Below are 23,150 nucleotides of genomic sequence, written 5' to 3'. Positions count from 1 at the left end.
GCCTCCAGCCCGCCGAAAACCAGCGGCGGCGGGATCGGGGGCTCGCCTACGCTGCCCCGCATGGACTACTTGGACGTCAACAGGGTCAACTGGGACGGGCGGGTCCCCATTCACGTCGCCAGCGACTTCTACGACGTCGAAGGCTTCAAGGCGGGCCGGAGCCCCTTGCGGGCGTTCGAGCGGGACGAGGTGGGCGACGTGGCCGGCCGCCGCCTGCTGCACCTGCAGTGTCACTTCGGCCTGGACACCCTGTCCTGGGCCAGGCTCGGCGCCGAGGTGACCGGCCTCGACTTCTCCGCGCCCGCCACCGAGCAGGCCAGGGCCATCGCCGCCGAATGCGGCATCCCGGCGGAGTTCGTCACCGCCGACGTCCACGACGCGGTCGAGGCGCTCGGCGGGGCCACGTACGACATCGTCTACACCGGCCTCGGCGCGCTGGTGTGGCTGGGCGACCTCACCGCCTGGGCGCGGACGGTCGCCGCGCTGCTCAAACCGGGCGGATTCCTCTACGTCGCCGAGTTCCACCCGTTCGCCGACACCATGGATGACGAGACGGGCACCACCGTCACCCACGACTACTTCGACCGTGGGCCCCACGTCTGGGAGTACCCGCACACCTACACCGGCAGCGAAATCCTGGAGCACCAGACCTCCGTGCAGTTCCAGCACGGCCTCGGCGAGGTCGTCAGCGCGGTCGCGGCGGCGGGCCTGCGGGTGGAGTTCCTGCGCGAGCACGACCGCACGTATTTCCGCCGCTTCGGCACGCTGGTCGCCGGCCAGGAGGGCTTCCGCATCCCTGAGGGCGCGCCCAGGATCCCGCTGCTTTACTCCCTGCGGGCCTCGGCGCCGGCCTGACCTGCCAAGACATTGCCTGGCATTACCCCAGCAACACCTCAACGCGGGGAACCGTAAGATTCACTCCCGTGAAGTCTCCAGCATCTCTCAAGAGGGCCGCCGAGTGGGCCCTGCCGTACTGGACCAGGGGCCAGGCGGGGCGTGAGACGCCGCAGGATCTGTTCAGGGTGCTCTATTTCGGCTGGTTGGTGGCGTTCACGCTCAAGCTGCTCGGCTCGGCGTGGGACGTTTCGTGGCACTTCAAGTGGCTGCGGGATGATCTCGCCCCGCCCCACCTGCTCAACTCTGTAGGTACGGCCATCGTCGTCGCGCTGACCGTCATCCACGGATACACCGGCTACGGCGTGGACAAGGCGGCGCTCCGGCTGATCCAGTGGGGCACCGGGATCTTCCTGGTCGCGGTCCCGCTCGACCTGATCAACCACCGTGTCAACGGGCTCGACATCACCTCGTGGAGCCCGTCGCACATCATGCTCTACCTTGGAACGTTTTTCATGATCGCGGGCGTGCTCCGCGGCTGGTTCATGGGAGCGCCGCCGGGGCGGGAGCGGACCGTCGTGCTGGGCGCGTTCTTCGCGTTCTTCCTGGAGAACGTGCACTTCCCCGAGCAGCACCAGGAGTACGGCATCCTGTCGATCGGCGCCTGGGACAACCACGCGACCTACGCCGAGCAGATCCTGCTCCAGTTCGCGGCCGACCAGATGGGGCGGCCGGTGGACCGGGCGATGATGGTCGCGTTCTCGCTGCCCGTCCCCGACTTCCTCTACCCCGTCTACGCGGTGGTCGCCGGGCTGTCGGTGCTGGTCGTGGCCAGGCTGCTGATCGGCAGGTTCGGGGCCGCGACGCTGGTGGCGGGCGCCTACGTGGGGGTGCGCACGCTGCTGTGGCCGCTGCTGACGTTCACCGGGTTCCCGCCGTCGGCGGTGCCGTTCTTCCTGGTCGTCGCGGGACTGGCGGTGGACCTCGCGTTCCTGGTGCGCATGCCGTACGTACGGGCCGTGCTCGGGAGCGTCGGCGTCACGGCGGCCGCCTACGGCGCGCTGGTGGCGCAGAGCGCGATCATGGGCGGCGTGTACAGCGCGATCAAAGGCCAGAAGGGGCTGCTCGGAGCGCCCCCTCTGGCCACGTCGTCGGCCGTCTGGGCAGGGCTCGCCCTGCTGGCCCTCTGGCTGACGGTCGAATGGCTGGCCGCCCGGCGGCGCGGGTCTCAGACGATCGAGGCCCGGGTGATCGCCACCGCCACGCCGTAGGCCAGCCCCATCACGCCCACCTCGGCCGCCGCCCAGCCCACCAGGGCGGTGGCCCGGCCTTCGCGCACGGCGGGCATCAGGCGGAAGCGGATGTGGGCGGCCAGCGGCACCAGCGCGGCCACCAGGACCGTCTTGACCACCACCAGCACGCCGTAGTGGCTGGTCAGCAGCGCGTCGGGCAGTGTCACGCCGGGGGTGAGCGCCATCGTGCCGAGCCCGTTGACCAGCCCTGACAGCCCGACCAGGAGCAGGCACACCGTGGCGATCCTGGAGAACCTGGGCAGGACCACGGCCAGCAGCTCCCGGCGCGGCGCCACGAACACGGCCGTGGCCGCCAGCCCGCCCGTCCACGCCGCCGCGCCCATCACGTGGATCTCCATCGAGACCATGATGGGGTCGTGCCAGATCGAGTTGACGGCGTGCCCGGTGACGGGGATGGGCAGCAGCCCGAACAGCGCCACGATCACCCGTAGCTCGGCGGGCACCTTCTCGCCGAACCGCACCGCCATGAGCCCGATGCCGGCCGCCGCCAGCGCGCACGCCGCGCTGAACAGCAGCCCCTGGCCGGTGCCGACGGTCTCGACGTAGGCGGCGATCATCCCGAACGTGGGCACACTGCCCGGATTGAGCTCGGCCGTCTGGAACACGATGGTGAGCAGCGCGCAGATCGCCCACGCCCAGGCGGCCATCACGGCCAGCGGACGCACCTTGAGCATGACGGGCTCGGTCCGCTCGGGAGCGTCGAACCCGAGCAGCTTGGGCAGCAGGCTCAGCCCGACCACGGCGACGGCGGCCAGGTCGAGCAGCACCCGCACGACGGGCAGCCCGAAGGACACCAGCGGGCCGGGCATGGGGATGCCGGGGACGGTCTCCTGGGCGGTGAACGTGCTCGCCGCCACGGCGGCGACGACTGCGCAGACGCCGAACGCCCCGACCACCAGCCGCCCGCCGACCCGCTGCCGGGGGAGGGGAGGCGCGGAGACGCTCATGCCCGGGCCTCTTCGCCGGCGGCGTCGGGCTGGGCCTCTCCGGCGGAGCCCGGGGCGGGCGCCGCCTCGGGCCGCGCTTCTCCGGCCGAGCCCGGGGCGGGCGCCGTCTCCGCCGGGCGGGAGCGGCGCAGGGCCACCGCCGTGCCGGCGGCGAGCAGCAGCAGCGCGCCCACGATCCACACCACCGCCATGCCCGCGCCGCCGTTGGCGGCCGCCTCGGCGGCCTGCGCGCCTGCGTCCCGCGCCGCCTGCCCGGTGGTGGACTGGGCCGGGTCCTGGGATGGGCCACCGGTGCCGGTCGCGGCGGCGAGGGTGAAGGTGATCTTGCCGGTGACCGGGTGGCCGTCGGCCGACAGGATCCGGTAGCCCACCGTGTACGCGCCCCCGGACGGCAGCGGCTTGACGCGTACCGACACCCGCTCGGCGGCCACCTCCGCGGAGCCGTCCGCCCACGAGGACCCGTCCGGGCCCGTGACGCCCACCTGCGCGTAGCCCTGCCGCACCGCCTGGTCGAACACCAAAGTCACCCGCGCGGGCGCGGCCGGCAACGTGGCCCCGTCCTTGGGGTCGCTGCTGATGAGCACGTTGTGCGCCTGTGCCGCGGGAGAAGCGATCCCGGCGGCGGCGAAGGCGAGCAGCAGGACCGTGAGTAGCCGCCTCAAAGATCAAAACCTTCCAGCAACGACGAAACGAACCCGTATATGGTCCCATCCATGGCTGACCTGTTCGGCGGCGCGGCCCCCTACTACGCGAAGTACCGCACCGATCACGAGGATCGGGCGATCGAGCACCTGGCGAGGACGTTCGGCCCGGACAGCACCGTGCTCGATCTCGGCTGCGGCCCCGGCACGGTGGCGATCCCCCTGGCGCCCGGCGTGCGCGAGGTCCTGGCCGTCGATCCCGACGAGGAGATGCTGGAGACGGGCAGGCGGCTGGCGGCGGAGGTGCGCAGCATCCGGTGACTGCTCGTCGGCCCGGGCCGCGAACCCGTGGAGGAGCCCTGGGAGCCGACGATGCGCCGGGTGCGCGAGGAGTTCGGCGCCAACACGTTCACGGCCACGAACTCCTTTCAGGCCAGCGGTGAGCACCCCCCACGACGTGCTGGTCACCTTGCCGTTCAGCGAGCTGGAGTCCGCCCTGTACGAGCACCGCGTGACGTACGACGTGGACGCCGTGATCGGCCTGCAGCTGTCCTACTCCTACAGCGCCCCGGCCCGCCTCGGCGACCGGCTGGAGCCGTTCAAGGAGGCGGCCAGGAAGGCGCTGCTCGACCTCGACCCCGCGGGGACGTGGGAGTACACCGTGGCCACCGAGGTGCTGATCGCCCGGCGGCCGGCCGGCTAGATGCCCATCGCCCGCCAGATCCGCCGGGTGACCGGGTTGATCAGGCCGATCTCCGCGCACAGCTCTCGCGTCCTGCCCACCGAGTCGTGGATCTCCCGCTTGGCGGCGGGATTGCGCACATAGACCTCGGCGACCACGTGGGCCGGGATGCGGAAGCGCCGGATCATCGGCCCTGGGGGCGCCAGCATGATCCGGGCCATCACGCCCAGGATGACGGGGGAGATGACCCCCAGCAGGAGCCGCCGGTACGCGGGCATCCGGGGCACCCGGTTGCGCAGGTAGTGCCGGGCGAAGGAGATGTGCCTGGCCTCCTCCGCGATGTGGATCCGCATGATCGTCTCTTCCAGCGGATGATGCGCCCGCTCGTCCTTCAGCACCTTGCGCTGCACGTGGTCGATCGGGTCCTCCCCGCCGAGCACGAACACGAAGAACAGCTCCGTCGAGATCAGCGGGATCCACGGCGCCACCTGGGCGATCACCGACAGCGGCCCGGGCATCCCGCGGACCGGTAAGCCGGTGCGGTTCACGAACTCCTGGAACATCATCCCGTGATGTCCCTCTTCGATGGTCTCGTGGTAGACGTACCGGAACTCAGGCGCTCCGTTCGGCAGCCGGTAGGCGTAGTTCAGCAGCCCGCGCTTGAGCAGGTTCTCGAACTGCAGCCCGATCTTCATCGCGGTGGCCACCCGCCACAGCCCGATCGCCGCCCGCACCTCGGGCGGGCGGCTGCGGTACCACGGGTGGCCGCCCAGTTTGTCGACCTCCGGCAGCTCCCAGCGGGGATCTGCCGGGTCCACGGCGAACTCCGGGTCATCCCACGGGATGTCCCGGTACGGCTCCCAGTGCTTGTCGACCGACGCCTTCGAGAGCCGTTCGATGACCGCTCGGTAGGCGCTCCTGCTGGCGACCTGCTCGTCGCGTTCGCGGGCGGCGGCAGAGCTCGGTGCGGATGCCATCGCGTGCTCCTCTCCTCGCCGCTAATTGTACGGAGCATCCAATAGCGTCGGAAGAGGGGAGGGTCAGAGGGTTTCCGGAGAGACCCCGAGCTCGGCCGCGGCGGCCGTACGGATCAGCGTGTTCACCTTGCGCCTGGTCAGCACCTTGGGATGCACGTGCGTCTGGATCGCGAGCCCGTCCACGAGCGCGAGAATCCGCCACGTGGAGGCGTCGGCGTCGTCGCACTTGAACTCGCCGCACGCCACGCCCGCCTCGATGATCGCGCGTAGGAGCAGTCGGCCCCGGGAGTCGAGGCGGCGCGAGATCTCCTCCAGCTCCGAGTTGCGCATCGCCTCGGACCACGCGTCGATCCACAGCCGCCATCCCTCGGTGGGGATCGCCGGGGAGGAGAGCCTGAGCAGGGTGCGCAGCCGTTCGAGCGGCGTGCCCTTGGACTCCTCGATGTGTTCGAGCGAGTGGAGATGCTGGCGGGCGGCGTAGGTGAAGGCCTGCGCGAACAGCCGATCCTTGGTCTCGAAGTGGTAAAACAGCAGCGCCTGACTCACTCCGGCGGCTCTGGCGATGTCAATGGTCCGGGTATGCCCGAACCCGCGCTCCGCGATGACCTCGCAGGCCGTCTTCAGTAAATCCTCGCGCCGTAATCGGCTGAACCCTGAAGTCACAGCGAGTAACTCACCTCCCATGCCTGGTAATCGTGCGCGCCCAGAAATCCATCAAAGGGCGGAAAATTTCTCATACCCACATTCACTCCTTTCGTATCGGCAATCGCAGCACGAAGCGCGCGCCGGTGTCGGAGTCCTCGATCCTGAGGGTGCCGCGGTGGGCCTGCGCGATCTCGCGGGCGATGGGCAGGCCCAGCCCGGTGCCGCCGGCGTCGCGGCTGCGCGAGGCGTCCAGCCGGGTGAACCGCCTGAAGACCACCTCGCGCTGGTCCGGCGCGATGCCCGCGCCGTCGTCGAGCACCTCGAGCACGGCCTGCTCGTTTCGGCGCAGGGTCACGATGATCGTGCTCTCGGCGTGCCGTTCGGCGTTGTCCAGCAGGTTCGTCAGGAGGCGGGCCAGCTTGAGCCGGTCGCCCGTGACGACCACGCCGGGTTGCAGCGCGGTGACGATCTTCTTCGACCGCGGCCTGGTGGTCTCGGCGGCGACCAGCTCGGCCAGGTCGACGGACTCCAGCCGCGACGGGGCGCCCGCTTCGAGCTTGGCCAGCGTCAGCAGGTCGGCGACGATGTTCTGCAGCCGGTTGAGGCTGGCCATCAGCTTGTCGCCGGTCTCGCGCCAGTCGGTCTCCTCGGGGGCGAGCATCGCCGACTCCAGCTCGGCGCGCATGGCGGTGATCGGGCTGCGCAGGTCGTGCGAGGCGTCGGAGGCGAACCGGCGCTGCTGGTCCATCGCGGCCTCCAGTCGTGCGAGCATGCGATTGGCGGCCTCCGCGAGCGCCTCGATCTCCTCGGCTTTCTCCGGCACGGGCACGCGCATGGTCTCGTCGCCGTAGCCGATGTCGGTCAGGTGTTGGGTGATCTCGTTCACCGGCGCGAGCGTCCTGGCCACCACCTTGGACACGCCGAACCAGGTGATCGCGACCAGTGACACGGTCAGCACGGCCAGCACGGTGATCACGGAGGGGTGGATGTACCAGGGCACCGTGGAGTCGTAGGCGTAGACGACCCAGTCGCCGGCCTCGTAGTAGACCCGGACGGCGGCCGTGATGTGGCAGTCGCCGTCAAGCTGGGGGAGCTTGCACAGCACGTCGGTGCGGCTGGGACTGTTCGGGTCGGGCACCACGGTGGTCAGGCGCGGCTTTCCGTCCAGGTTCGGCGTCGAGGCCACCACGCGACCGGTCGAGTCGACGACCTGGACGCCCTTCAGGTCGAAGTTCGTCACGGGGTGCAGGTGGTTGCGCTGGATGTCGTGGCCCACGTGCAGCGCGGCACCGGTCACCTCCTTCGTGCGGATGTTGACGGCCGTGCTGTGCCCCACCCACAGGAAAAGCGAGCCTGCCGCCAGGCACAGCAGTGCCATGGCGACGCTGGCGAACAGCGCCAGGCGCGCGCGAATGGACCGGCCCAGCCGTTCGATCACACCCAATCCCCCCGTGATCAGATGATCACAGTACGTGCCCCCGCATCCAATTAACGGAGATTCAGTGACAAATCACGCTAAAAGACCTGCAGAACAGTGCTCTATGCGGCATCCGGTCGCCTGACTAGAGTAAGTGAGCACTGATGCCAAGGAGTCGATGTGAACCTTGCTGACTATCGGCGGTCCGCCAGGGCCTGGCTGCAGGACAACGTCCCCGCGGACGACCGGCCCGGGGGAGACGCGATCGCCCGGGCCAAGGAATTCATGGCCAAGCTCCACGACGCCGGCTACTCCGGCATCACGTGGCCGCAGCGGTGGGGCGGCCAGGGGCTGACACAGGCGGAGGAGCGCGCGTTCGCCGCCGAGGCCCGCGGCTTCACCCTCCCCACGTACGTCTTCTCGATCGGCCTCGGCATGACCGGGCCCACGCTGGTCGACCGGGGCACCGACGCCCAGCGCGAGCGGTTCGTCCGGCCGCTGCTGCGCGGCGAGGAGATCTGGTGCCAGCTCTTCTCCGAGCCGGGCGCCGGCAGCGACGTGGCCAGCCTGCAGACGAGGGCCGAGCGCGACGGCGACCACTGGATCGTCAACGGCCAGAAGGTGTGGACCTCGGTCGCCCACCACGCCGACTGGGGGCTGCTGCTGGCCCGCACCGACGTGGACGTGCCCAAGCACAAGGGGCTGACCATGTTCGTGGTGGACATGCACCACCCCGGGGTCACGGTCAGGCCGCTGAAGGACATGACCGGCAGGTCCAACTTCAACGAGATCTTCTTCGACGACGTGCCCATTCCCGACGAGCACCGCGTGGGTGAGGTCAACGACGGCTGGAGCGTGGCCGTCACGACCCTGCTGCACGAGCGGCTGTCGATCTCGGCGGGCGTGGGCATGAGCGGCCAGAAGGAGGACCCGACCTCGCTGGAGGCGCTGCGCCAGGTGGTCGACACCGGCGACCCGCTGGTCCGCGACGAGCTGGTCGAGCTGCACATCCGCAGCCGCGCCCTGGCGCTGTTCAACCAGCGGCTGGCCCAGGAGACCGAGGCGGGGATCTTCCCCGGCGCCCGGGGCAGCGCCGCCAAGCTGCTGCTGGCCGAGTTGACCATGTTCCAGGCCGACCTGGCCACGCGGCTCGCCGGCCCGGAGGCCGTCCTGGGCGACTCGCCGCTCGCGCACGCGATCTCGCTGGCTCCCGCCATGTCGCTGGGCGGCGGCACGAATGAGATCATGCGCAACATCGTGGGCGACCGCGTGCTCAACCTGCCGCCGGAGCCTCGGGTGGACAAGACCGTGCCGTTCAAGGACCTGAAGGTGGGGACGCAGGGGTGAAGCTCGTACTCGATGAGGAGCAGCGGCAACTGCGCGAGGCCGTGCGCGACTTCCTGCGCACCGCCTCGCCGTTGTCCAAGGCGCGGCACGGCTACGACCCGCAGGTGTACGCCAGGCTCAACGGCGAGCTGGGCCTGGCGGGCCTGATCATCCCGGAGGAGTACGGCGGCGCGGGCGCGGGCCTGGCCGAACTGGCGGTCGCGCTGGAGGAGACGGGCGCGGCCCTGCTGCCCGGGCCGTTCCTGGCCACCGCGTTCGCCGCGATCGCCCTGACCCGCGCTCCCGACAAGGAACTGCTCGCCGCCATCGCGGAGGGGCGCACCACGGCCACGCTCGCCCAGGCCCCCGTCGACCTCGACGGCGGGGCCGTACGCGGCACGCTGGCGCAGGTGCTCAGCGGCATGGAGGCCGACGTGCTGGTGGCGCCCGCGCGCGGCGGCGACGGCGAGCTCCTGGTCGCCGTCGAGCTGGCCGGGCCCGGCGTCACCAGGACCCCGCTGGAGACGCTCGACCTGACGCGCGGCCAGGCGCGGGTGGTGCTGGAGGGCGCGCCCGCCCGCGTGCTGGGGCCGGCGCCGGAGGTCGGCGACCGGCTGTGCGTGGCGCTGGCGGCCGAGCAGCTCGGCGTGATGCGGGCGGCACTGGACGCCATCGTGGCCTACGCCAAGATCCGCGTCGCCTTCGGCCGGTACATCGGCTCCTACCAGGGCGTGAAGCACAAGCTGGCCGACATGCACTGCAAGCTCGAACAGGCCGAGTCCATCGTCAGGTACGCCGCCTGGGCCGCCGACGAGTCGCCGGACGAGCTGCCCGGCGCCGCCGCCCTCGCCCAGGCGTACGTCGGGCGCGCCTGCTTCGAGGTGGCCCGCGACCACCTGCTGCTGTACGGCGGCATCGGTTTCACCTGGGAGCACGACGCGCATCTGTTCTACAAGCGGGCCAAGGCAGACGAGGTGCTGCTCGGCCCGCCCCGCATCCACCGCGCCCGCCTCGCAGAACTGCTGGAGCTGTGATGGATCCGCAGCGCAGCGAGGACATCCATCACAGCACTCCGAGCGCAGCTCGGCAATCAGACGCAGTGGACGTCAGTCAGCTGCCGGGCTTCTACGCCATCGCCGCCGCCGATCCGGACCGCCTCGCGGTGATCGACCACGACGGCACGAGGACGTCCTACGGCGAGCTGCTCGCCCGGGCCAACCAGGTGTCGCACGGCCTCAGGGCCCGCGGGCTCGGCACCGGCGACGTGGTGGCGGGCGTGCTGCCCAACGGCATCGACGCCATCGTCATGGTCATGGCGACCGCGCAGATCGGGCTCTACTACGTGCCGATCAACTGGCACCTGACGGCGGCCGAGGTGGCGTACATCCTGGCCGACTGCGACGCCAAGGTCGTGGTCACCGGCCCCGACTACGCCGTGCCCGGCGGGGAGATCGGCACGGCGGGGCTGGCCGAAGGGCAGCCCGCCGACGCGCCCGGCGAGCGGACCTCCGGGGCGGTCATGTGGTACACCTCCGGCACCACCGGCTTCCCCAAGGGCGTGCAGCGGCCGCTGCCGGGCGTCGCGCCCGAGCAGATGGTGCCCGCCTACCAGTGGTTCCTCGGCGAGGTCGTGGACCTCAAGCCGGGCGACGACGTCCATCTGGTGACCTCGCCGATGTACCACTCGGCGCCGTGCGCGCACACCCAGTTCGCGCTGCACCTCGGGCACACCGTGGTCATCGCCCCCAAGTTCGAGCCGGTGACGATCCTGGAGCTCGTCGAGCGGTACCGGGTCAACAACGCGATGATGGTGCCGACCATGTTCCACCGCATGCTGCAGCTGCCGGCGGAGGTCAAGGGCAAGTACGACGTGTCGAGCCTGCGGCAGGTCATCCACACCGCCGCCGCCTGCCCCGTCGCGGTCAAGCAGCAGATCATGGACTGGTGGGGGCCGGTGCTCTACGAGTACTACGGCTCCACCGAGTCGACGATCGCGTTCGCGGTCAAGCCGCACGACTGGCTGGCCAGGCCCGGCACGGTGGGGCGGCCGGCGCCCACGTTCGAGGCCAAGATCGTGGACGAGGACGGCGCCGAGCTGCCGCCCGGCGAGCCCGGCCTGATCTACGTCAAGTCGGCCATGGGCACGTTCGAGTACCGCAAGGACCCGGAGAAGACGGCCGCCAGCATGCTGGGGGAGTGGTACTCGCCGGGCGACATCGGATACCTGGACGAGGACGGCTACCTGTTCCTGTGCGACCGGCGCACCGACCTGATCGTCTCCGGCGGGGTGAACATCTACCCCGCCGAGATCGAGGCCGCCCTGCTCGAGCACCCGGCGGTGGCGGACGTGGCCGTCATCGGGGTGCCGGACGAGGAGTGGGGCCACCACGTGGTCGCCCTCGTCCAGCCCGCCGAAGGGGTCACGCCCGGCCCCGAACTCACCGCCGAGCTGCTGGAGCACTGCGGGCCGCGCATCGCCAGGTTCAAGCACCCGAAGGAGATCGAATACCGCTCCCTGCTGCCGCGCACGCCCACGGGCAAGCTGTCGCGCTCCAAGGTGCGCGAGGACTACCTGTCGGAGGCGTGAAAGACCAGCTCCTCGCTGTAACGCCGGCCGTCCCCCAGGTAGAAGCGGGCCGACAGGGTGCGGTCGGCGGTGTCGAAGACGGTCGTCCACAACGTGCGGAACGGCAGGGCCGGGTCCTCGGCCTGCCGGACCGCGCGCAGGTGGTCGCGCAGCTCCCCCGGTGACACGGTGGCGCCCTTGCTGCGCTCGTACAGCGTGCGCAGCCGCTCGTACGTCCGGAAGCCGGCCGGGGTGTCCTCGGGCAGGTTCATCGGGTCGGGGTGGCGGTGCAGCAGGTGGTTGGTGACGCAGAGCGGGCCGTCGCCGAGCTGGACGATGTGCTCGCTGCCGTCCCTGCCGCGCTCCCACACGAACGCCTGGCCGTCCGCGTCGGCCACCAGGTAGTGCAGGGAGGTGCCGTGGTCGTACTGCTTGGCGCCCAGGAGCGCTTGCTTGGCCTGCTCCACGTTCTCGCAGGTGTCGACCAGGAACCTGGGCAGCTGCACGCTCCCCACCCCGACCTGCGGCGAGACGTGCTCCGGCGGCGCGGCGTGCTCGAAGTCGGCCACCAGCAGCACGACCGCCAGGCCGGCCGAGTTGATGCCGTCCATGCAGCCGTCGAGGTCCGACATGGTGATCACGGTGGAGGCGAGCCCCTCGTCGGGCACCGTCGTGATCACGTAGGGGCGCGAGGCCATCGGCAGCTCGCCCGGCCTGGGCGCGGTGCCCATCACCTCGCTGGTGGTCGTGGGGAAGAAGTCGTAGTTGCGGCCCATCCGGCCGTGGCCGTCCGTGGCGGCCGACGGCGGGATCCACAGGGCCGAGCAACCGGAGCCCTCGGGGACATAGCCGAGCCCGTCGAGGGCCAGATCGTCCTGGTCGGGGTCGAGGCCGAGGGCCGCCGCCGCGCCGTCCATGCGGGCGTGGTGCTGCGGCCAGTGCCGCTCGAACCACGTCCTGCGGGCCCGGTTCACCGCCGGGTCGGCCGGCGTGGGGGCCCAGCCCAGCCGGCGTGCCTCTTCGGTGAGCGCCCTGCCGATCTCGAACTGGCTGCCCTTGAGGGTGAGGTGGTGCACGAGCTGGAAGTCGTCCCTGCCGCCCGCCACCCTGGTCATGTTCTTCATGCCGCCGAGCCTGAGGCCGCCCGCTGACCGCGGCCCTACCGTTCGCTGACCGCCCGCCGGTAGCGCTCGGAGAGCCTCAGCACGGCCTCGGCCAGTTCGGGCGGGTCGAGCACCTCGAAGTCCACGCCCATGAACCCGATCCACACGGCCATGCGGTCCGGGTCGTCGCTGCCCAGCCTGACCAGGCTGGTGGCCTCGTCCACCGGCTCCACCTCCAGCCCCGGCGGCAGGTGGGTCAGCTCGTGGGCCGGGGCGTGGGCCAGGACCGTGGCCCGGTAGCGCCACGTCGCCGTGTTGACGCCCTTCTCCACATACGCCGCCACGTCGCCGCCTTCCGGCAGCTCGCGCGGGGTGAACCTGGGCCCGGCCGGCGTGCGGGGGCGCACCCGGTCCACCCGGAACGTGCGCCAGCCCTGCCGCTCGACGTCGTACCCCACGAGGTACCAGCGGCCGCGCCGGTGCACCAGGCGGTGCGGCTCCACGTTCCGCACGGTCGTCCCGCCGTCGTGGCCGGTGTAGTCGAAGCGTAGCCCCTCGTGGTCGCGGGCCGCGTTGGCGATCGTGGTGAGCACTTCGGGGCGTACGGCCGGCACGTCGCCCGGTATTTGCCCCGGGATCTGCACGGTGTAGGTGTTGAGCGCGTTCACCCGGCGGCGCAGCCGGGACGGGAGCACCTGCTCCAGCTTGGCCAGGGCGCGCACGGAGGTCTCCTCGATGCCCTCGACGCCGCCCCCGGCCGCCCTGCCGAGCCCGACCGCCACCGCGACCGCCTCCTCGTCGTCGAGCAGCAGCGGCGGCAGCGCGGCCCCGGCGCCCAGCCGGTAGCCGCCCGTGACCCCCGGCGTGGCGTGCACGGGGTAGCCGAGCCTGCGCAGGCGCTCGACGTCGTTGCGGATCGTCCTGGTGGAGACCCCGAGCCGGGACGACAACTCGGGGCCGGTCCAGTCCCGCTGCGCTTGGAGCAGGGACAGGAGCTTCAGCAGGCGGGCCGAGGTTTCCAGCATGGAGACCAGTGTGCCGTGCTATCGCGGCAAGGTTCCTTCCGTGTTCACCACGATCTTGCCCAGGAAGTGGCCATCCTCGCTGCGCCGGTGCGCGTCGGCGATCCGTTCCAGAGGGAACGCCTCCGCGATGGGGATCCGTACGTTCTGGTGCTCCACCGGCCCTTTCGCGCCACCGGACGAGAAACGCACGCCGAGCTTGGCCGCGCCGGCCCGGTCGGCGATGGTGATCACGTTGGCGGGGTCGCCGGCCAGCTTCACCGACAGCTCCAGCTCGCCTCTGCCCGAGGCGTCCAGCACCCGGTCGACGGGGCCGGGAAGGCGCTCCTCCAGGCCCTCGCCGTACGTGACCGGGTGGACGCCGAGGCCGCGCAGGAAGTCGTGGTGGCGCTCGCCGGCCGTCCCGACGACCCGGGCGCCCGCGGCGAGGGCGAGCTGCGCCGCGGCCAGCCCGACGCCGCCCGCGACCGCGTGGATCAGCAGCGTCTGGTCCTTCTCCAGGCCCAGCCCGCCCAGCGCGCGCCGGGCGGTCTCGACGGCGACGGGCAGCGCGGCGGCCTCCTCGTACGTCAGATCGTCCGGCTTGGCCGTCAGCAGGCTCGCGTCCGCGATCGCGTGCGTGGCGGCGGCCCCTGCCTCGACCTGCCCGAACACCGGATCCCCGAGCCGCCACCCGGTCACCCCGGGGCCGATGGCGTCGATCGTCCCGGCCAGTTCGAGCCCGGTGCCCTGAGGCTCGCCGAGGGGCGCGCCCATGAGGCCGCGGCGGATCTTCCAGTCGATGGGGTTCACCCCGGCCGCCCTGACCGCGATCCGTACCTGTCCCGGACCGGGCTGGGGGAGCGGGAGCTCCTCCAGCGCCAGCACCTCCGGACCGCCGTGGGCGCGGTAGCGGGCGGCCTGGGCGGTGACCAGCAGGACCGCCTTGCCGACCAGCTCGCGGCTCCCCAGGGCGGCGTGGGCCTCGTGCGCCCGCTCCAGCGGCACCGCCAGGCCCACGACGGTCGTGAGGCCGTCGTGCTCCAGGGCCCGTACGGCCAGCCGCCGGAACTCGTCCGGGGCGAACTGGACCTGCTCCATGCCCACCACCCGCGCGGCCCCCGGCTCGATCCGGGCGGTCGAGCCGCTGGGCACGCCGTAGGCGAAGAACGTGCCGCCGGGCTCGACCAGCTCGTACGCGGCGCCGCCGACCTCCCCGCCCACCCCGTCGAACACCACGTCGAAGGGCCCGCCGAGCCCGTCGTAGTCGACTGCCTCCGCCGCGCCCATGGCCAGGGCCGCCGCCCGCTTGGCCGCGCCGTGGGCGGCGGCCGTCACCTGGGCCCCCGCCGCGCTCGCCAGCCCCACGATCGGCAGCCCCAGAGCCCCACCGGCGCCCGTGACCAGCACCCGCGTCCCGGGCTTCAGCTCGGCCGCCTCCACCAGGCTCAGGGCCGCGGGCCCGACCTGGATCAGCGCGGCCGCCCGCCACAGGGGAACCTCGTCGGGCACCGCGACCACCGTCTCGACGTCGGCCACGACCCGCTCGGCGTACGCGCCGCCACCGGGCAGGAACGCGGCCACCCGCCGCCCCGCCCACGCGTCGTCCACCCCGTCGCCCACCGACAGCACCCGCCCGGCCACGCCGGTGCCGGGCACGAACGGCGGCTCGCCGGGGAACCACTCCCGTCCCCACCCGGCCCGCAACTGCGCGTCGAGCGACATCACGTCCACCACGGACACGCCGATGAGCACCTGCCCCGGGCCGGCCTCCGGCTCCGGCGCCTGCCGGACCTCCAGCACCTCAGGACCGCCGAACCTCGTCACCTCGATCACGTTCATGCGGCCGAGTCTGTAACCTCAAGTCAGGTTGAGGTCAAATCCCGGGGCAGGTCACTCCCTCACGATCAGCCGAACAGCTTCTGCGCCTGCTGGATGACGACCAGCACGGTCAGCGTGCCGAAGAAGGCCACCGACCAGATCAGCGCGCCGAGCCGGTACGAGCGCACCTTGATGGGCTCGGGCAGCGACCGCCGGTTGAGGATGATCAGCAGGATCGAGTACACGAACATCATCACGGCCGCGAAGCACGCCGAGAACACCAGCAGGATGAGCGGCTGGTCGAAGCCCGCCAGCAGGATTGCGATCCCGATCAGCGCCATCGCCCAGACGGTGTAGAAGTAGACGCGGTTCACCGAGACGGGCTTGTCACGCAGGTAGACGGTCTTGATCGTGTCGGAGGCCAGCCGCGAGGTGTAGTCGACGATGCCCATGGCGGAGGCGAACAGCGCCAGCGCGCCGATCAACCAGAACAGCACGCCGAACCACGGGCCGACGACCTCCTGCAGCACCTGGCCCTCGACCTGCAGGAACTGGATGCTGTTGGCCAGCCCCTCCCGGCCGAACACGGTGGAGTAGGCCAGCATCGACATGAACGCGATCGTCAGGAACGACACCAGGGCGAACGTCCAGGCCTGCTCGATGTTCGCGAAGCGCCACCACTGCCGCCACCGCGCCAGGTTCTCCTTGGTGGGCGCGAACTGGAAGCCGGTCGAGGCGGCCGCCTCCTCCTGGCCGGTCACCGGGCTGACCAGGCGCGGCACGTACTGGCCCATGCCGAAGCCCTTGTCGCGGATCCAGTTGCTCTGGCAGAGGTTCTGGCCGCCGCCCGCGCCGGCGTAGGCGATGGCGCCCATCAGCACCGAGAACTCCAGCGGCGGCACCGGGAACCGGGCGCCGACGCTCAGGCCCTTGCCCAGCTGGACCCAGCTCTCCGCGTTGATCGCGAACAGGACGGCGACCACGATCAGCGTGGCCACCAGGATGATCTTCACGAAGATGACCCGTTCGAGCGCGGTGTAGATCACCGGCGCCAGCGTCAGGCCGAGCGCGATCACGACGAGCATGCCGATGGCTATCCACCGCACGCTGCCCGCGCCCGTCCCGGTCAGGTACGTCACCATCGTCGCGGACGTGGTGACCCAGCCGGGCCAGAGGTTCGAGCAGAGCGTCATCACCACGAAGACCAGGCCCCAGTGTTTCCACATGCGGCTGAAGCCGGTGAGCGCGGTCTCGCCGGTGGCCAGCGTGTAGCGCTCGATCTCCATGTTCAGGAACCACTGCGTGATGATGCCGATCGCGGCTCCCCAGACGAAGATGAGCCCGACTTGGGAGGCGATGTACGGCCAGAGAATGAATTCGCCCGACGCCAGCCCCACACCCGCGCCGACCAGCCCGGGGCCGATGATGCGCCAGGGCGATCGGGGAGGGTCGGGCAGGTCGCGGACGGTGACGGACGGTAGGACTCGCGCGGGAACGGTCGGGGTGAACTCCGCCATGCGAATCTCCTTGCTAAGCGTTGCCTAGCCGCCACATTACAGAGACCGGAAACTCTGGTGGAATACCTAGTTAACCTGCGTGACCACGTATTCTCCGCGATCGGTGAAACCGATGACATGCCAGCCCGCCTTCATGAGCCGGCCGAGCGCGTCACGCACGGCCAGCCGCCACGCCGCGGCCGCCGCCGGGTCCTCGCGCCGCAGCCGCTCGACGTCCGCCGGCGTCCCCACGAGCACCGTGCCGCCCCGCGCCTCCTTGACCACGGGCCACCCGCCCTCGTCCGACAGGAGCGCCTCGGCGTTTCGGCGGAGGTGTTCGTCGGGTTTCGCCGCCTCTGTGAGGCGCCACACCGCCAGCAGCCGGTCGGACGCGTCCCCCTCGTTGATCGCGTCGGCCATCTTCCCGTAGAAGTCCTCCAGGTACTCCTCCGGCATGGCGCCCAGCTTGACCAGGTTGAACCGCGCGTTCCTGCGTACGAGGGGGTCGAACGTCCAGGTGATCCGCTCCAGCCCCTGACCCAGGCACCACTCGCGCTGGTGCGACTTGAGCGCCTGGCCGATGCCCTTGCCGATGACGGCGCCGGTCACGTGCGAGTGCAGCGTCCGCTCCGCCGCCCTGAACCCGACCGAGGCGCCCACGAGCGTGCCGCCCTCGTCGTACGCCCCCGCCACGTAGTTGCCCGTGTGCGCGAACCCGATCATCAGCTCCAGCGTCACGGGCGGGTTGTGCGGCGCCGGGTGCCAGATGTCGTCGAAGAGCCGGTAGACCTCCTCGAACTCGTCGAGCTCGCGCAACTCCCTGATCTTCACACCACCGTTCACCCCTCCATTTACGCACGCCCGCGCGACTCGGTGTGAGACGTCGGCCGGGATCCGGACCCGCACCGTCGCGGCTACGGCGCCCGCAGGCCGACGGGCCGGTAGGCGGGGGCCGGGGGTCTGGCGGTGAGCCGGCGGTAGAGGGGGGTGGGGCCCGGCCAGTTGTTCGTCACGCGGCCCTCGGTCGTCTTGTACCAGCTCTGGCAGCCGTCGCCCCACACCATCCGCGCCATCGCCGCGTCGAGCTGCCCGCGCCAGGCCGCCATCACCTCGGGCCGCACCTCGATCGGCCCGTTGGCGGACAGGTATGGCAGGCAGGACATGATGTGCTCCACCTGGCACTCGATCATGAAGACGATGGAGTTGTGGCCCAGGTTGGTGTTGGGGCCGTACAGGAGGAAGAGGTTGGGGAAGTTCGGCACGGAGATGCCCAGGTACGCCTCGGGGCCGCCCTTCCACTGCTCCTCCAGCGTGCGGCCGTCGCGCCCGGTGATCTCCATGGGGGCCAGGAACTCGGTGGTCCGGAAGCCGGTGGCGTAGACGATCGTGTCCACCTCGTGCGGGCCCTCGGTGGTCTCGACGCCCGTGGACGTGATCCGTACGATCTTGTCGGTCACCACGTCGACGTTGGGCCTGGTCAGCGCGGGGTAGAAAGTGCTGTCGATGACCACGCGCTTGCAGCCCGGCGGGTAGTCGGGCGTGAGCTTGGCCCGCAGCGCCGGGTCGGGCACCTGGTCGTGCAGGTGCCGCAGGGCGCGTTTCCTGAGCAGGTCCGCGCTCCAGCCCTGGGCGAGCGCGGGGTAGAGGGTGGCCTCGGCGTACCGGTAGAGCCACTCGCGGTAGGCGCGCTGGAGGCCGGGGACGAGGCGGAACCCGAGCCTGGCCAGCGGTCCGAAGGTGGCGTCCGGCTTGGCGATGACCCAGTTGGGGGTGCGCTGGAAGACGTACAGGCGCTCGACCCGCTCCGCGATGCGCGGGATGAACTGGGCCGCCGACGACCCGTTCCCGATCACCGCGACGCGGCGGCCGGTGAGATCGTGGTCGTGGTTCCAGCGGGCGGAGTGGAAGGAGACGCCCCCGAAGTCCGACATTCCCGGAATGTCGGGGAGGCGGGGGCGGTTGAGCTGGCCCGCGCCCGTGACGACCACGTCGAACGGTTCGGTGCGGTCGCCGCTCGTCACCTGCCACCTGGTGCCGTCGAATTCGGCGCGCTGGACTTCCGCCCCGAACCGGATTTTTCGCCTGACGTCGTATTTATCGGCGCAATGTTCAAGATATCCCAGAATTTCGGGCTGCTCTGGGTAACGGCGGGTCCAGCTCGCGTACTTCTCGAACGAGTACGAGTAAAGATGCGAGGGAATGTCGCACCCCGCCCCGGGATAGCTGTTGTCGCGCCAGGTGCCCCCGAGGTCGTCGGCCCTCTCGAAGACCGTGTACGAGCGGATCCCGGCCCGTTCGAGCTGGATCGCCATGCACAGTCCGCCGAACCCCGCTCCGACGATCGCGACGCTTGGTGACATGCCGCCCTCCGCAGGTCAGGATTCACTTACACTACGCCGAACGCCGTTCCACCGACACCCTCTCCCGTGCCGATAGTCTGCGCAGGTGGCTGTGTCGTTGACGAACGTGATCGAGGTGCTCGAGGCGGCCTACCCGCCTGCCCGGGCCGAGTCGTGGGACGCCGTGGGGCTGGTCTGCGGGGATCCGGCCCAGGAGGTGCGCCGGGTGCTGTTCGCGGTCGACCCGGTGGCGGCCGTGGCCGAGGAGGCCCTGGAGTGGGGGGCGGACCTGATCGTCACCCACCATCCCCTCTACCTGCGCGGCACCACCAGCGTGGCCGCGACCACGCCGAAGGGCCGCCTGATCCACACTCTGATAAAGAACGACATATCCCTTTACACCGCCCACACGAACGCCGACGTGGCCAATCCCGGCGTGTCCGACGCCCTGGCCCGAGCCGTGGGCCTGGTGGGCGACCTGGTGCCGCTCCAGCCGTTCCCGGACGACCCGTGGCGGGGTCTGGGCCGCATCGGCGAGCTGTCCTCGGCGATGACGCTGGGCGACTTCGCGGCGCAGGCGTCCAAGGGCCTGCCCCGCACGTCCTGGGGCATCCGCGTGGCAGGCGATCCCGACCGGCCCGTCACCCGCGTCGCGGTCAGCGGGGGCGCCGGCGACTCCCTGCTCGGCACGGCCAAGGCGGCCGAGGTCGACGTGTTCCTGACGGCGGATCTGCGGCATCATCCGGCGAGTGAGTTCGTGGAGTCGGGCGGGCCCGCGTTGATCGACGCCGCGCACTGGGCGACCGAGTGGCCCTGGCTCGACAGCGCGGCGTCCATCCTGCACTCGAGTGGCGTTACCGTTGAAACGCGCGTCTCCGCCACGGTCACCGATGCTTGGACAAAAGGATATTGATCATGAAAGCAGCCCCTGAGGCCCAGAAGAGACTGCTCGACCTGGCAGAGCTCGACTCCGTGATTGATCGGCTGGCCCACCGCCGCCGCACCCTTCCCGAGCTGGCCGAGATCGACGAGCGGTCGAAGTTGTTCGCCAAGGTCTCCACGCAGGTGATCGAGGCCGAGACCCAGGCGGGTGACCTGGCCCGTGAGCAGGCCAAGGCGGAGAGCGACGTCGACGCCGTGCGCACGCGTGCCGACCGTGACCAGAAGCGCCTCGACTCCGGCGCCGTGACCTCGCCGCGCGACCTTTCCAGCCTGCAGTCCGAGATCGCCTCGCTGCACAAGCGCCAGGGCGACCTGGAGGAGGTCGTGCTGGAGATCATGGAGCGCAAGGAGGCCGCCGACACCAAGGTCACCGACCTGATCACGCAGCGTGACGAGCTCGCCGCCGCCCTTTCCACCGCCGAGGCCCGCCGCGACGAGGCGCTCCAGGGGATCGACAAGGAGGCTTCGGAGGTCCAGGGCCGCCGGGGCGGCGTCTCCGGCGAGATCCCCGCCGACCTGCTCGCGCTCTACGAGAAGCTCAAGGACCAGTACGGCGTGGGCGCCGCCATGCTGCGGGGCGGCCGGTGCCAGGGCTGCAAGGTGGCCCTGTCCATCGCCGAGATGAACCGCATCAAGGCCGCGCCCCACGACGAGGTCCTGCGTTGTGACGAGTGCCGGCGCATCCTCGTACGTACGGCAGAGTCAGGCCTGTGACCTTCTACGTCATCGAGGCGGACGGCGGCTCGCGCGGCAACCCGGGGCCCGCCGGCTACGGCGCGGTGGTCAAGGACGCCTCCGACGGCCAGGTGCTGGCGGAGGCGGCCGAGGCCATCGGCGTCACGACCAACAACGTCGCCGAATACCGCGGCCTGATCGCCGGCCTGCAGGCGGTGCTCCGGCTGGGGGGCGACGGCGCGCCGGTGGCGGTCCGGATGGACTCGAAGCTGGTCGTCGAGCAGATGGCGGGCCGCTGGAAGATCAAGAACGAGGGGCTGCGGCCGCTCGCCATGGAAGCCGGAGCCCTCGTCAGGCGGCTGCGGGTGACGGAGTGGACCTGGATCCCGCGCGAGCGCAACAAGCACGCCGACCGCCTGGCCAACGAGGCCATGGACGCGGCCGCCAAAGGCCTGACCTGGAAGGCCGGCGGCACCACCCACCCGGAGGCGCCGGGCGAGCCGCCGGTCGCAGGCGTACAGCCGCCGGTAGCACCGGGACAGCCGCCGGCAGCCGGGGGACAGCCGCCGGCAGCAGGGGGACAGCCGCCGGCAGCCGGGGGACCGCCCCCATCGCCCCGAGCCACGCCGCCCACCACGCCGCCTCCGATCGCCCACCAGACAGACCTCCTCGACATAGGCGCCATCTCCGAAATATCCGCCCCGACCGCCTCCACCGCCGCGGCCCAGCTACGCACGGCCAAGGCGCCCGCCAAGGGCACCGGCTGGGCCCCGCCCACCCGCGTGGCCACGTCCCTGCTCCTGCTCAGGCACGGCGAGACCCCGCTGTCCGTGGAGCGCAGGTTCTCGGGCAGGGGTGACGCCGAGCTCACGCCCAACGGCCTGGCCCAGGCCGCGGCGGCCGCCGAACGGCTGTCGCGCGAGCCGTACCGGCTGGATGTGATCGTCAGCTCACCCCTCAAGCGCGCCAGGCAGACCGCGGAGGCGGTCGCCCGGCGGACCGGGCTCGACGTCGAGGTGGACGAGGACCTCAGGGAGCTCGATTTCGGCGACTGGGAGGGCCACACGTTCACGGAGGTCCAGCGCCGCTGGCCCGCCGAGCTCTCCACCTGGCTCGCCGACCCGGAGACCGCGCCGCCGGGCGGCGAGAGCTTCGCCACGGTCGCCCACCGCGTCCAGGCGGCGGGGGAGCGGCTGGTGGAGCGCTACGAGGGCAAGACCGTCCTCGCGATCTCCCACGTGACGCCCATCAAGATGCTGCTGCGGCTGGCCCTGCTGGCCCCTCTGGAGTCCCTCTACCGCATGCACCTCGACGTGGCCTGCCTGTCGCTGATCGAGTACTACGCGGACGGCCCGGCCGTGGTGAAGTCGTTCAACGACACCTCGCACCTGCGCCGTTGACCGGGAACGCCGCGGAGCTTGGTAAAGTGCTGCAGACGAGTCGGCCGGGCGACCGCGTCGGGCCATCCGGCCCGCCGAGGAAGGTCCGGGCTCCACAGGGCAGGGTGGTCGGTAACACCGACCCGGGGTGACCCGCGGGACAGTGCCACAGAAAGCAGACCGCCTCCCGGTTGACGGGAGGTAAGGGTGAAAGGGTGGTGTAAGAGACCACCAGCGCCCACGGCGACGTGGGCGGCTAGGTAAACCCCACCCGGAGCAAGGTCAAGAAGGGACGCTCTCCGGAGCGTCCCGCGCGCGACGTTCGAGGGCTGCCCGCCCGAGCCGCGCGGGTAGACCGCTCGAGGCCGCCGGCAACGGCGGCCCTAGATGGATGGTCGCCCCTTCTCACGAAGGACAGAACCCGGCCTACAGGCCGACTCGTCACCCATTCCCTCTCTGACCAGGGGGAGCACTCTTCACATCCAAGATCGTCTTGGTCCGGGAAAGGTGACCGTAAGTGTCCGTCGTCTCCGCGATGGTGGCGGATCAGCTTGGGGTTGAGGTTGGCCTTGATCAGTCCGGAGGCGTAGGAGTGCCTCAGATCATGGAATTAAAGCGGCCCTGACCAGGCCGCACGCGCCGCCGACACGGCGCGGGCCGGGTCGTCCACTTGGGCTCCCGACCTGGCCCGCACGACGCCGGTCAGCCGGCGCGGACGAGAGGACAGGGCCGCAGAGGGAAGCGCACTGGTCGGGTCACAGGGCCAAGCTCATCAGCGCACCTACCGCCGGCCAGAGGCTTAGAGCATGCCTCCGGTGGGGGTACACCGGCTCCGGGCCGGGCAAGATCCTGATGTGCGGTGGTGAGGTGGCCCCAGGGCATGCCATAGCAGACCAGCCGCTGGGCCGCCTCCGCTCCACCACGGCCCTGACATCGGGCGCGCGGCCGAGCAGCCCCGCTTCCCCTTCGGGTGGGACGACGGCATACGGGCAGGCCAGAGGTTGATGCACTGGCAGTGAGGGCCAGACCTGCAGGACTACGAGACT

Annotated in this window: 21 protein-coding genes, 1 other RNA gene and 1 pseudogene; 11 read left to right on the top strand and 12 right to left on the bottom strand. The window is 71.0% G+C overall.

Annotation, left to right across the window (positions count from 1 at the left end; translation table 11 throughout):
* Positions 1-60 precede the first annotated feature (60 nt).
* Positions 61-855 (top strand): class I SAM-dependent methyltransferase, encoded by a 795-nt coding sequence (locus ACIBI9_RS09285; protein WP_397221437.1) that lies wholly within the window; start codon positions 61-63, stop codon positions 853-855.
* A gap of 68 nt (positions 856-923) precedes the next feature.
* Entirely contained in the window at positions 924-2,105 is a 1,182-nt protein-coding gene (locus ACIBI9_RS09280) for a hypothetical protein (RefSeq protein ID WP_397221436.1), read from the top strand.
* On the opposite strand, the gene ACIBI9_RS09275 is transcribed toward ACIBI9_RS09280, so the two are convergent.
* Entirely contained in the window at positions 2,063-3,094 is a 1,032-nt protein-coding gene (locus ACIBI9_RS09275) for a copper resistance D family protein (RefSeq protein WP_397221435.1), read from the bottom strand. The genes ACIBI9_RS09280 and ACIBI9_RS09275 overlap by 43 nt on opposite strands.
* A complete protein-coding gene (locus ACIBI9_RS09270; RefSeq protein ID WP_397221434.1) occupies positions 3,091-3,756 on the bottom strand; it encodes a copper resistance protein CopC in 666 nt (221 codons plus the stop codon). The genes ACIBI9_RS09275 and ACIBI9_RS09270 overlap by 4 nt, the downstream gene beginning before the upstream one ends.
* Positions 3,757-3,807: 51 nt before the next feature.
* Between ACIBI9_RS09270 and ACIBI9_RS09265 the strand changes: the two genes are divergently transcribed.
* Positions 3,808-4,056: a class I SAM-dependent methyltransferase gene (locus ACIBI9_RS09265; RefSeq protein WP_397221433.1), complete on the top strand. Its 249-nt coding sequence runs from the start codon at positions 3,808-3,810 to the stop codon at positions 4,054-4,056.
* 118 nt (positions 4,057-4,174) lie between these two features.
* The gene (locus tag ACIBI9_RS09260; RefSeq protein WP_397221432.1) at positions 4,175-4,438 is read left to right on the top strand and encodes a hypothetical protein; all 264 of its coding nucleotides are present in this window, start codon (positions 4,175-4,177) and stop codon (positions 4,436-4,438) included.
* Here the strand turns inward: ACIBI9_RS09260 and ACIBI9_RS09255 are convergent.
* The 3 genes from ACIBI9_RS09255 to ACIBI9_RS09245 all read right to left on the bottom strand — a co-directional run bounded on the left by ACIBI9_RS09255 (position 4,435) and on the right by ACIBI9_RS09245 (position 7,477).
* Positions 4,435-5,394, bottom strand: coding sequence for a diiron oxygenase (locus ACIBI9_RS09255; RefSeq protein ID WP_397221431.1), 960 nt, complete (start codon positions 5,392-5,394; stop codon positions 4,435-4,437). The two genes, ACIBI9_RS09260 and ACIBI9_RS09255, sit on opposite strands and share 4 nt — an antisense overlap.
* Before the next feature lie 63 nt (positions 5,395-5,457).
* Entirely contained in the window at positions 5,458-6,057 is a 600-nt protein-coding gene (locus ACIBI9_RS09250; RefSeq protein WP_397221430.1) for a TetR/AcrR family transcriptional regulator, read from the bottom strand.
* A gap of 82 nt (positions 6,058-6,139) precedes the next feature.
* Positions 6,140-7,477: a sensor histidine kinase gene (locus ACIBI9_RS09245; protein WP_397221429.1), complete on the bottom strand. Its 1,338-nt coding sequence runs from the start codon at positions 7,475-7,477 to the stop codon at positions 6,140-6,142.
* Positions 7,478-7,636: 159 nt separating this feature from the next.
* Here ACIBI9_RS09245 and ACIBI9_RS09240 point away from each other — a divergent pair, with 159 nt between their 5' ends.
* From ACIBI9_RS09240 to ACIBI9_RS09230, 3 genes are all read left to right on the top strand, one after another.
* Positions 7,637-8,803, top strand: a complete 1,167-nt coding sequence (locus tag ACIBI9_RS09240) for an acyl-CoA dehydrogenase family protein (protein ID WP_397221428.1) — start codon at positions 7,637-7,639, stop codon at positions 8,801-8,803.
* A complete protein-coding gene (locus ACIBI9_RS09235) occupies positions 8,800-9,816 on the top strand; it encodes an acyl-CoA dehydrogenase family protein (RefSeq protein ID WP_397221426.1) in 1,017 nt (338 codons plus the stop codon). The genes ACIBI9_RS09240 and ACIBI9_RS09235 overlap by 4 nt, the downstream gene beginning before the upstream one ends.
* 65 nt (positions 9,817-9,881) lie before the next feature.
* Entirely contained in the window at positions 9,882-11,369 is a 1,488-nt protein-coding gene (locus ACIBI9_RS09230) for an AMP-binding protein (protein ID WP_397221425.1), read from the top strand.
* On the opposite strand, the gene ACIBI9_RS09225 is transcribed toward ACIBI9_RS09230, so the two are convergent.
* The 7 genes and pseudogenes from ACIBI9_RS09225 to ACIBI9_RS09195 all read right to left on the bottom strand — a co-directional run bounded on the left by ACIBI9_RS09225 (position 11,351) and on the right by ACIBI9_RS09195 (position 19,129).
* On the bottom strand, positions 11,351-12,472 hold the full coding sequence (locus ACIBI9_RS09225; protein WP_397221424.1) for a C45 family autoproteolytic acyltransferase/hydolase: 1,122 nt from the start codon (positions 12,470-12,472) through the stop codon (positions 11,351-11,353). The two genes, ACIBI9_RS09230 and ACIBI9_RS09225, sit on opposite strands and share 19 nt — an antisense overlap.
* A gap of 35 nt (positions 12,473-12,507) precedes the next feature.
* Positions 12,508-13,476, bottom strand: coding sequence for a helix-turn-helix transcriptional regulator (locus ACIBI9_RS09220; RefSeq protein WP_397221423.1), 969 nt, complete (start codon positions 13,474-13,476; stop codon positions 12,508-12,510).
* Positions 13,477-13,494: 18 nt separating this feature from the next.
* Positions 13,495-14,388 carry an NADP-dependent oxidoreductase gene (locus ACIBI9_RS09215; RefSeq protein ID WP_397221835.1) on the bottom strand — a complete coding sequence of 298 codons (894 nt, stop codon included), beginning with the start codon at positions 14,386-14,388 and terminating at the stop codon, positions 13,495-13,497.
* A gap of 12 nt (positions 14,389-14,400) precedes the next feature.
* Positions 14,401-15,294, bottom strand: a pseudogene (locus ACIBI9_RS09210) (zinc-binding dehydrogenase); the annotation flags it as partial.
* 65 nt (positions 15,295-15,359) lie between these two features.
* Positions 15,360-16,790, bottom strand: a complete 1,431-nt coding sequence (locus ACIBI9_RS09205) for an Nramp family divalent metal transporter (protein ID WP_397221422.1) — start codon at positions 16,788-16,790, stop codon at positions 15,360-15,362.
* 66 nt (positions 16,791-16,856) lie between these two features.
* On the bottom strand, positions 16,857-17,612 hold the full coding sequence (locus ACIBI9_RS09200; RefSeq protein WP_397221421.1) for a GNAT family N-acetyltransferase: 756 nt from the start codon (positions 17,610-17,612) through the stop codon (positions 16,857-16,859).
* A 71-nt stretch (positions 17,613-17,683) separates the two neighbouring features.
* Complete coding sequence (locus tag ACIBI9_RS09195) at positions 17,684-19,129, bottom strand: flavin-containing monooxygenase (RefSeq protein ID WP_397221420.1); 1,446 nt, start codon at positions 19,127-19,129, stop codon at positions 17,684-17,686.
* A 91-nt stretch (positions 19,130-19,220) separates the two neighbouring features.
* Between ACIBI9_RS09195 and ACIBI9_RS09190 the strand changes: the two genes are divergently transcribed.
* The 4 genes from ACIBI9_RS09190 to rnpB all read left to right on the top strand — a co-directional run bounded on the left by ACIBI9_RS09190 (position 19,221) and on the right by rnpB (position 22,549).
* Complete coding sequence (locus ACIBI9_RS09190; protein ID WP_397221834.1) at positions 19,221-20,021, top strand: Nif3-like dinuclear metal center hexameric protein; 801 nt, start codon at positions 19,221-19,223, stop codon at positions 20,019-20,021.
* Between the two features lie 2 nt (positions 20,022-20,023).
* Complete coding sequence (locus ACIBI9_RS09185) at positions 20,024-20,764, top strand: zinc ribbon domain-containing protein (RefSeq protein ID WP_397221419.1); 741 nt, start codon at positions 20,024-20,026, stop codon at positions 20,762-20,764.
* Complete coding sequence (locus tag ACIBI9_RS09180; RefSeq protein ID WP_397221418.1) at positions 20,761-22,125, top strand: bifunctional RNase H/acid phosphatase; 1,365 nt, start codon at positions 20,761-20,763, stop codon at positions 22,123-22,125. Before ACIBI9_RS09185 ends, ACIBI9_RS09180 begins: the two co-directional genes overlap by 4 nt.
* A gap of 36 nt (positions 22,126-22,161) precedes the next feature.
* An RNA gene (rnpB, locus tag ACIBI9_RS09175) (RNase P RNA component class A) lies at positions 22,162-22,549 on the top strand.
* Positions 22,550-23,150: the final 601 nt, after the last annotated feature.

This window comes from Nonomuraea sp. NPDC050451 (assembly GCF_044458585.1).
The sequence above is the reverse complement of the archived record's forward strand: the minus strand, read 5'-3'. Positions and strand labels throughout refer to the sequence as shown.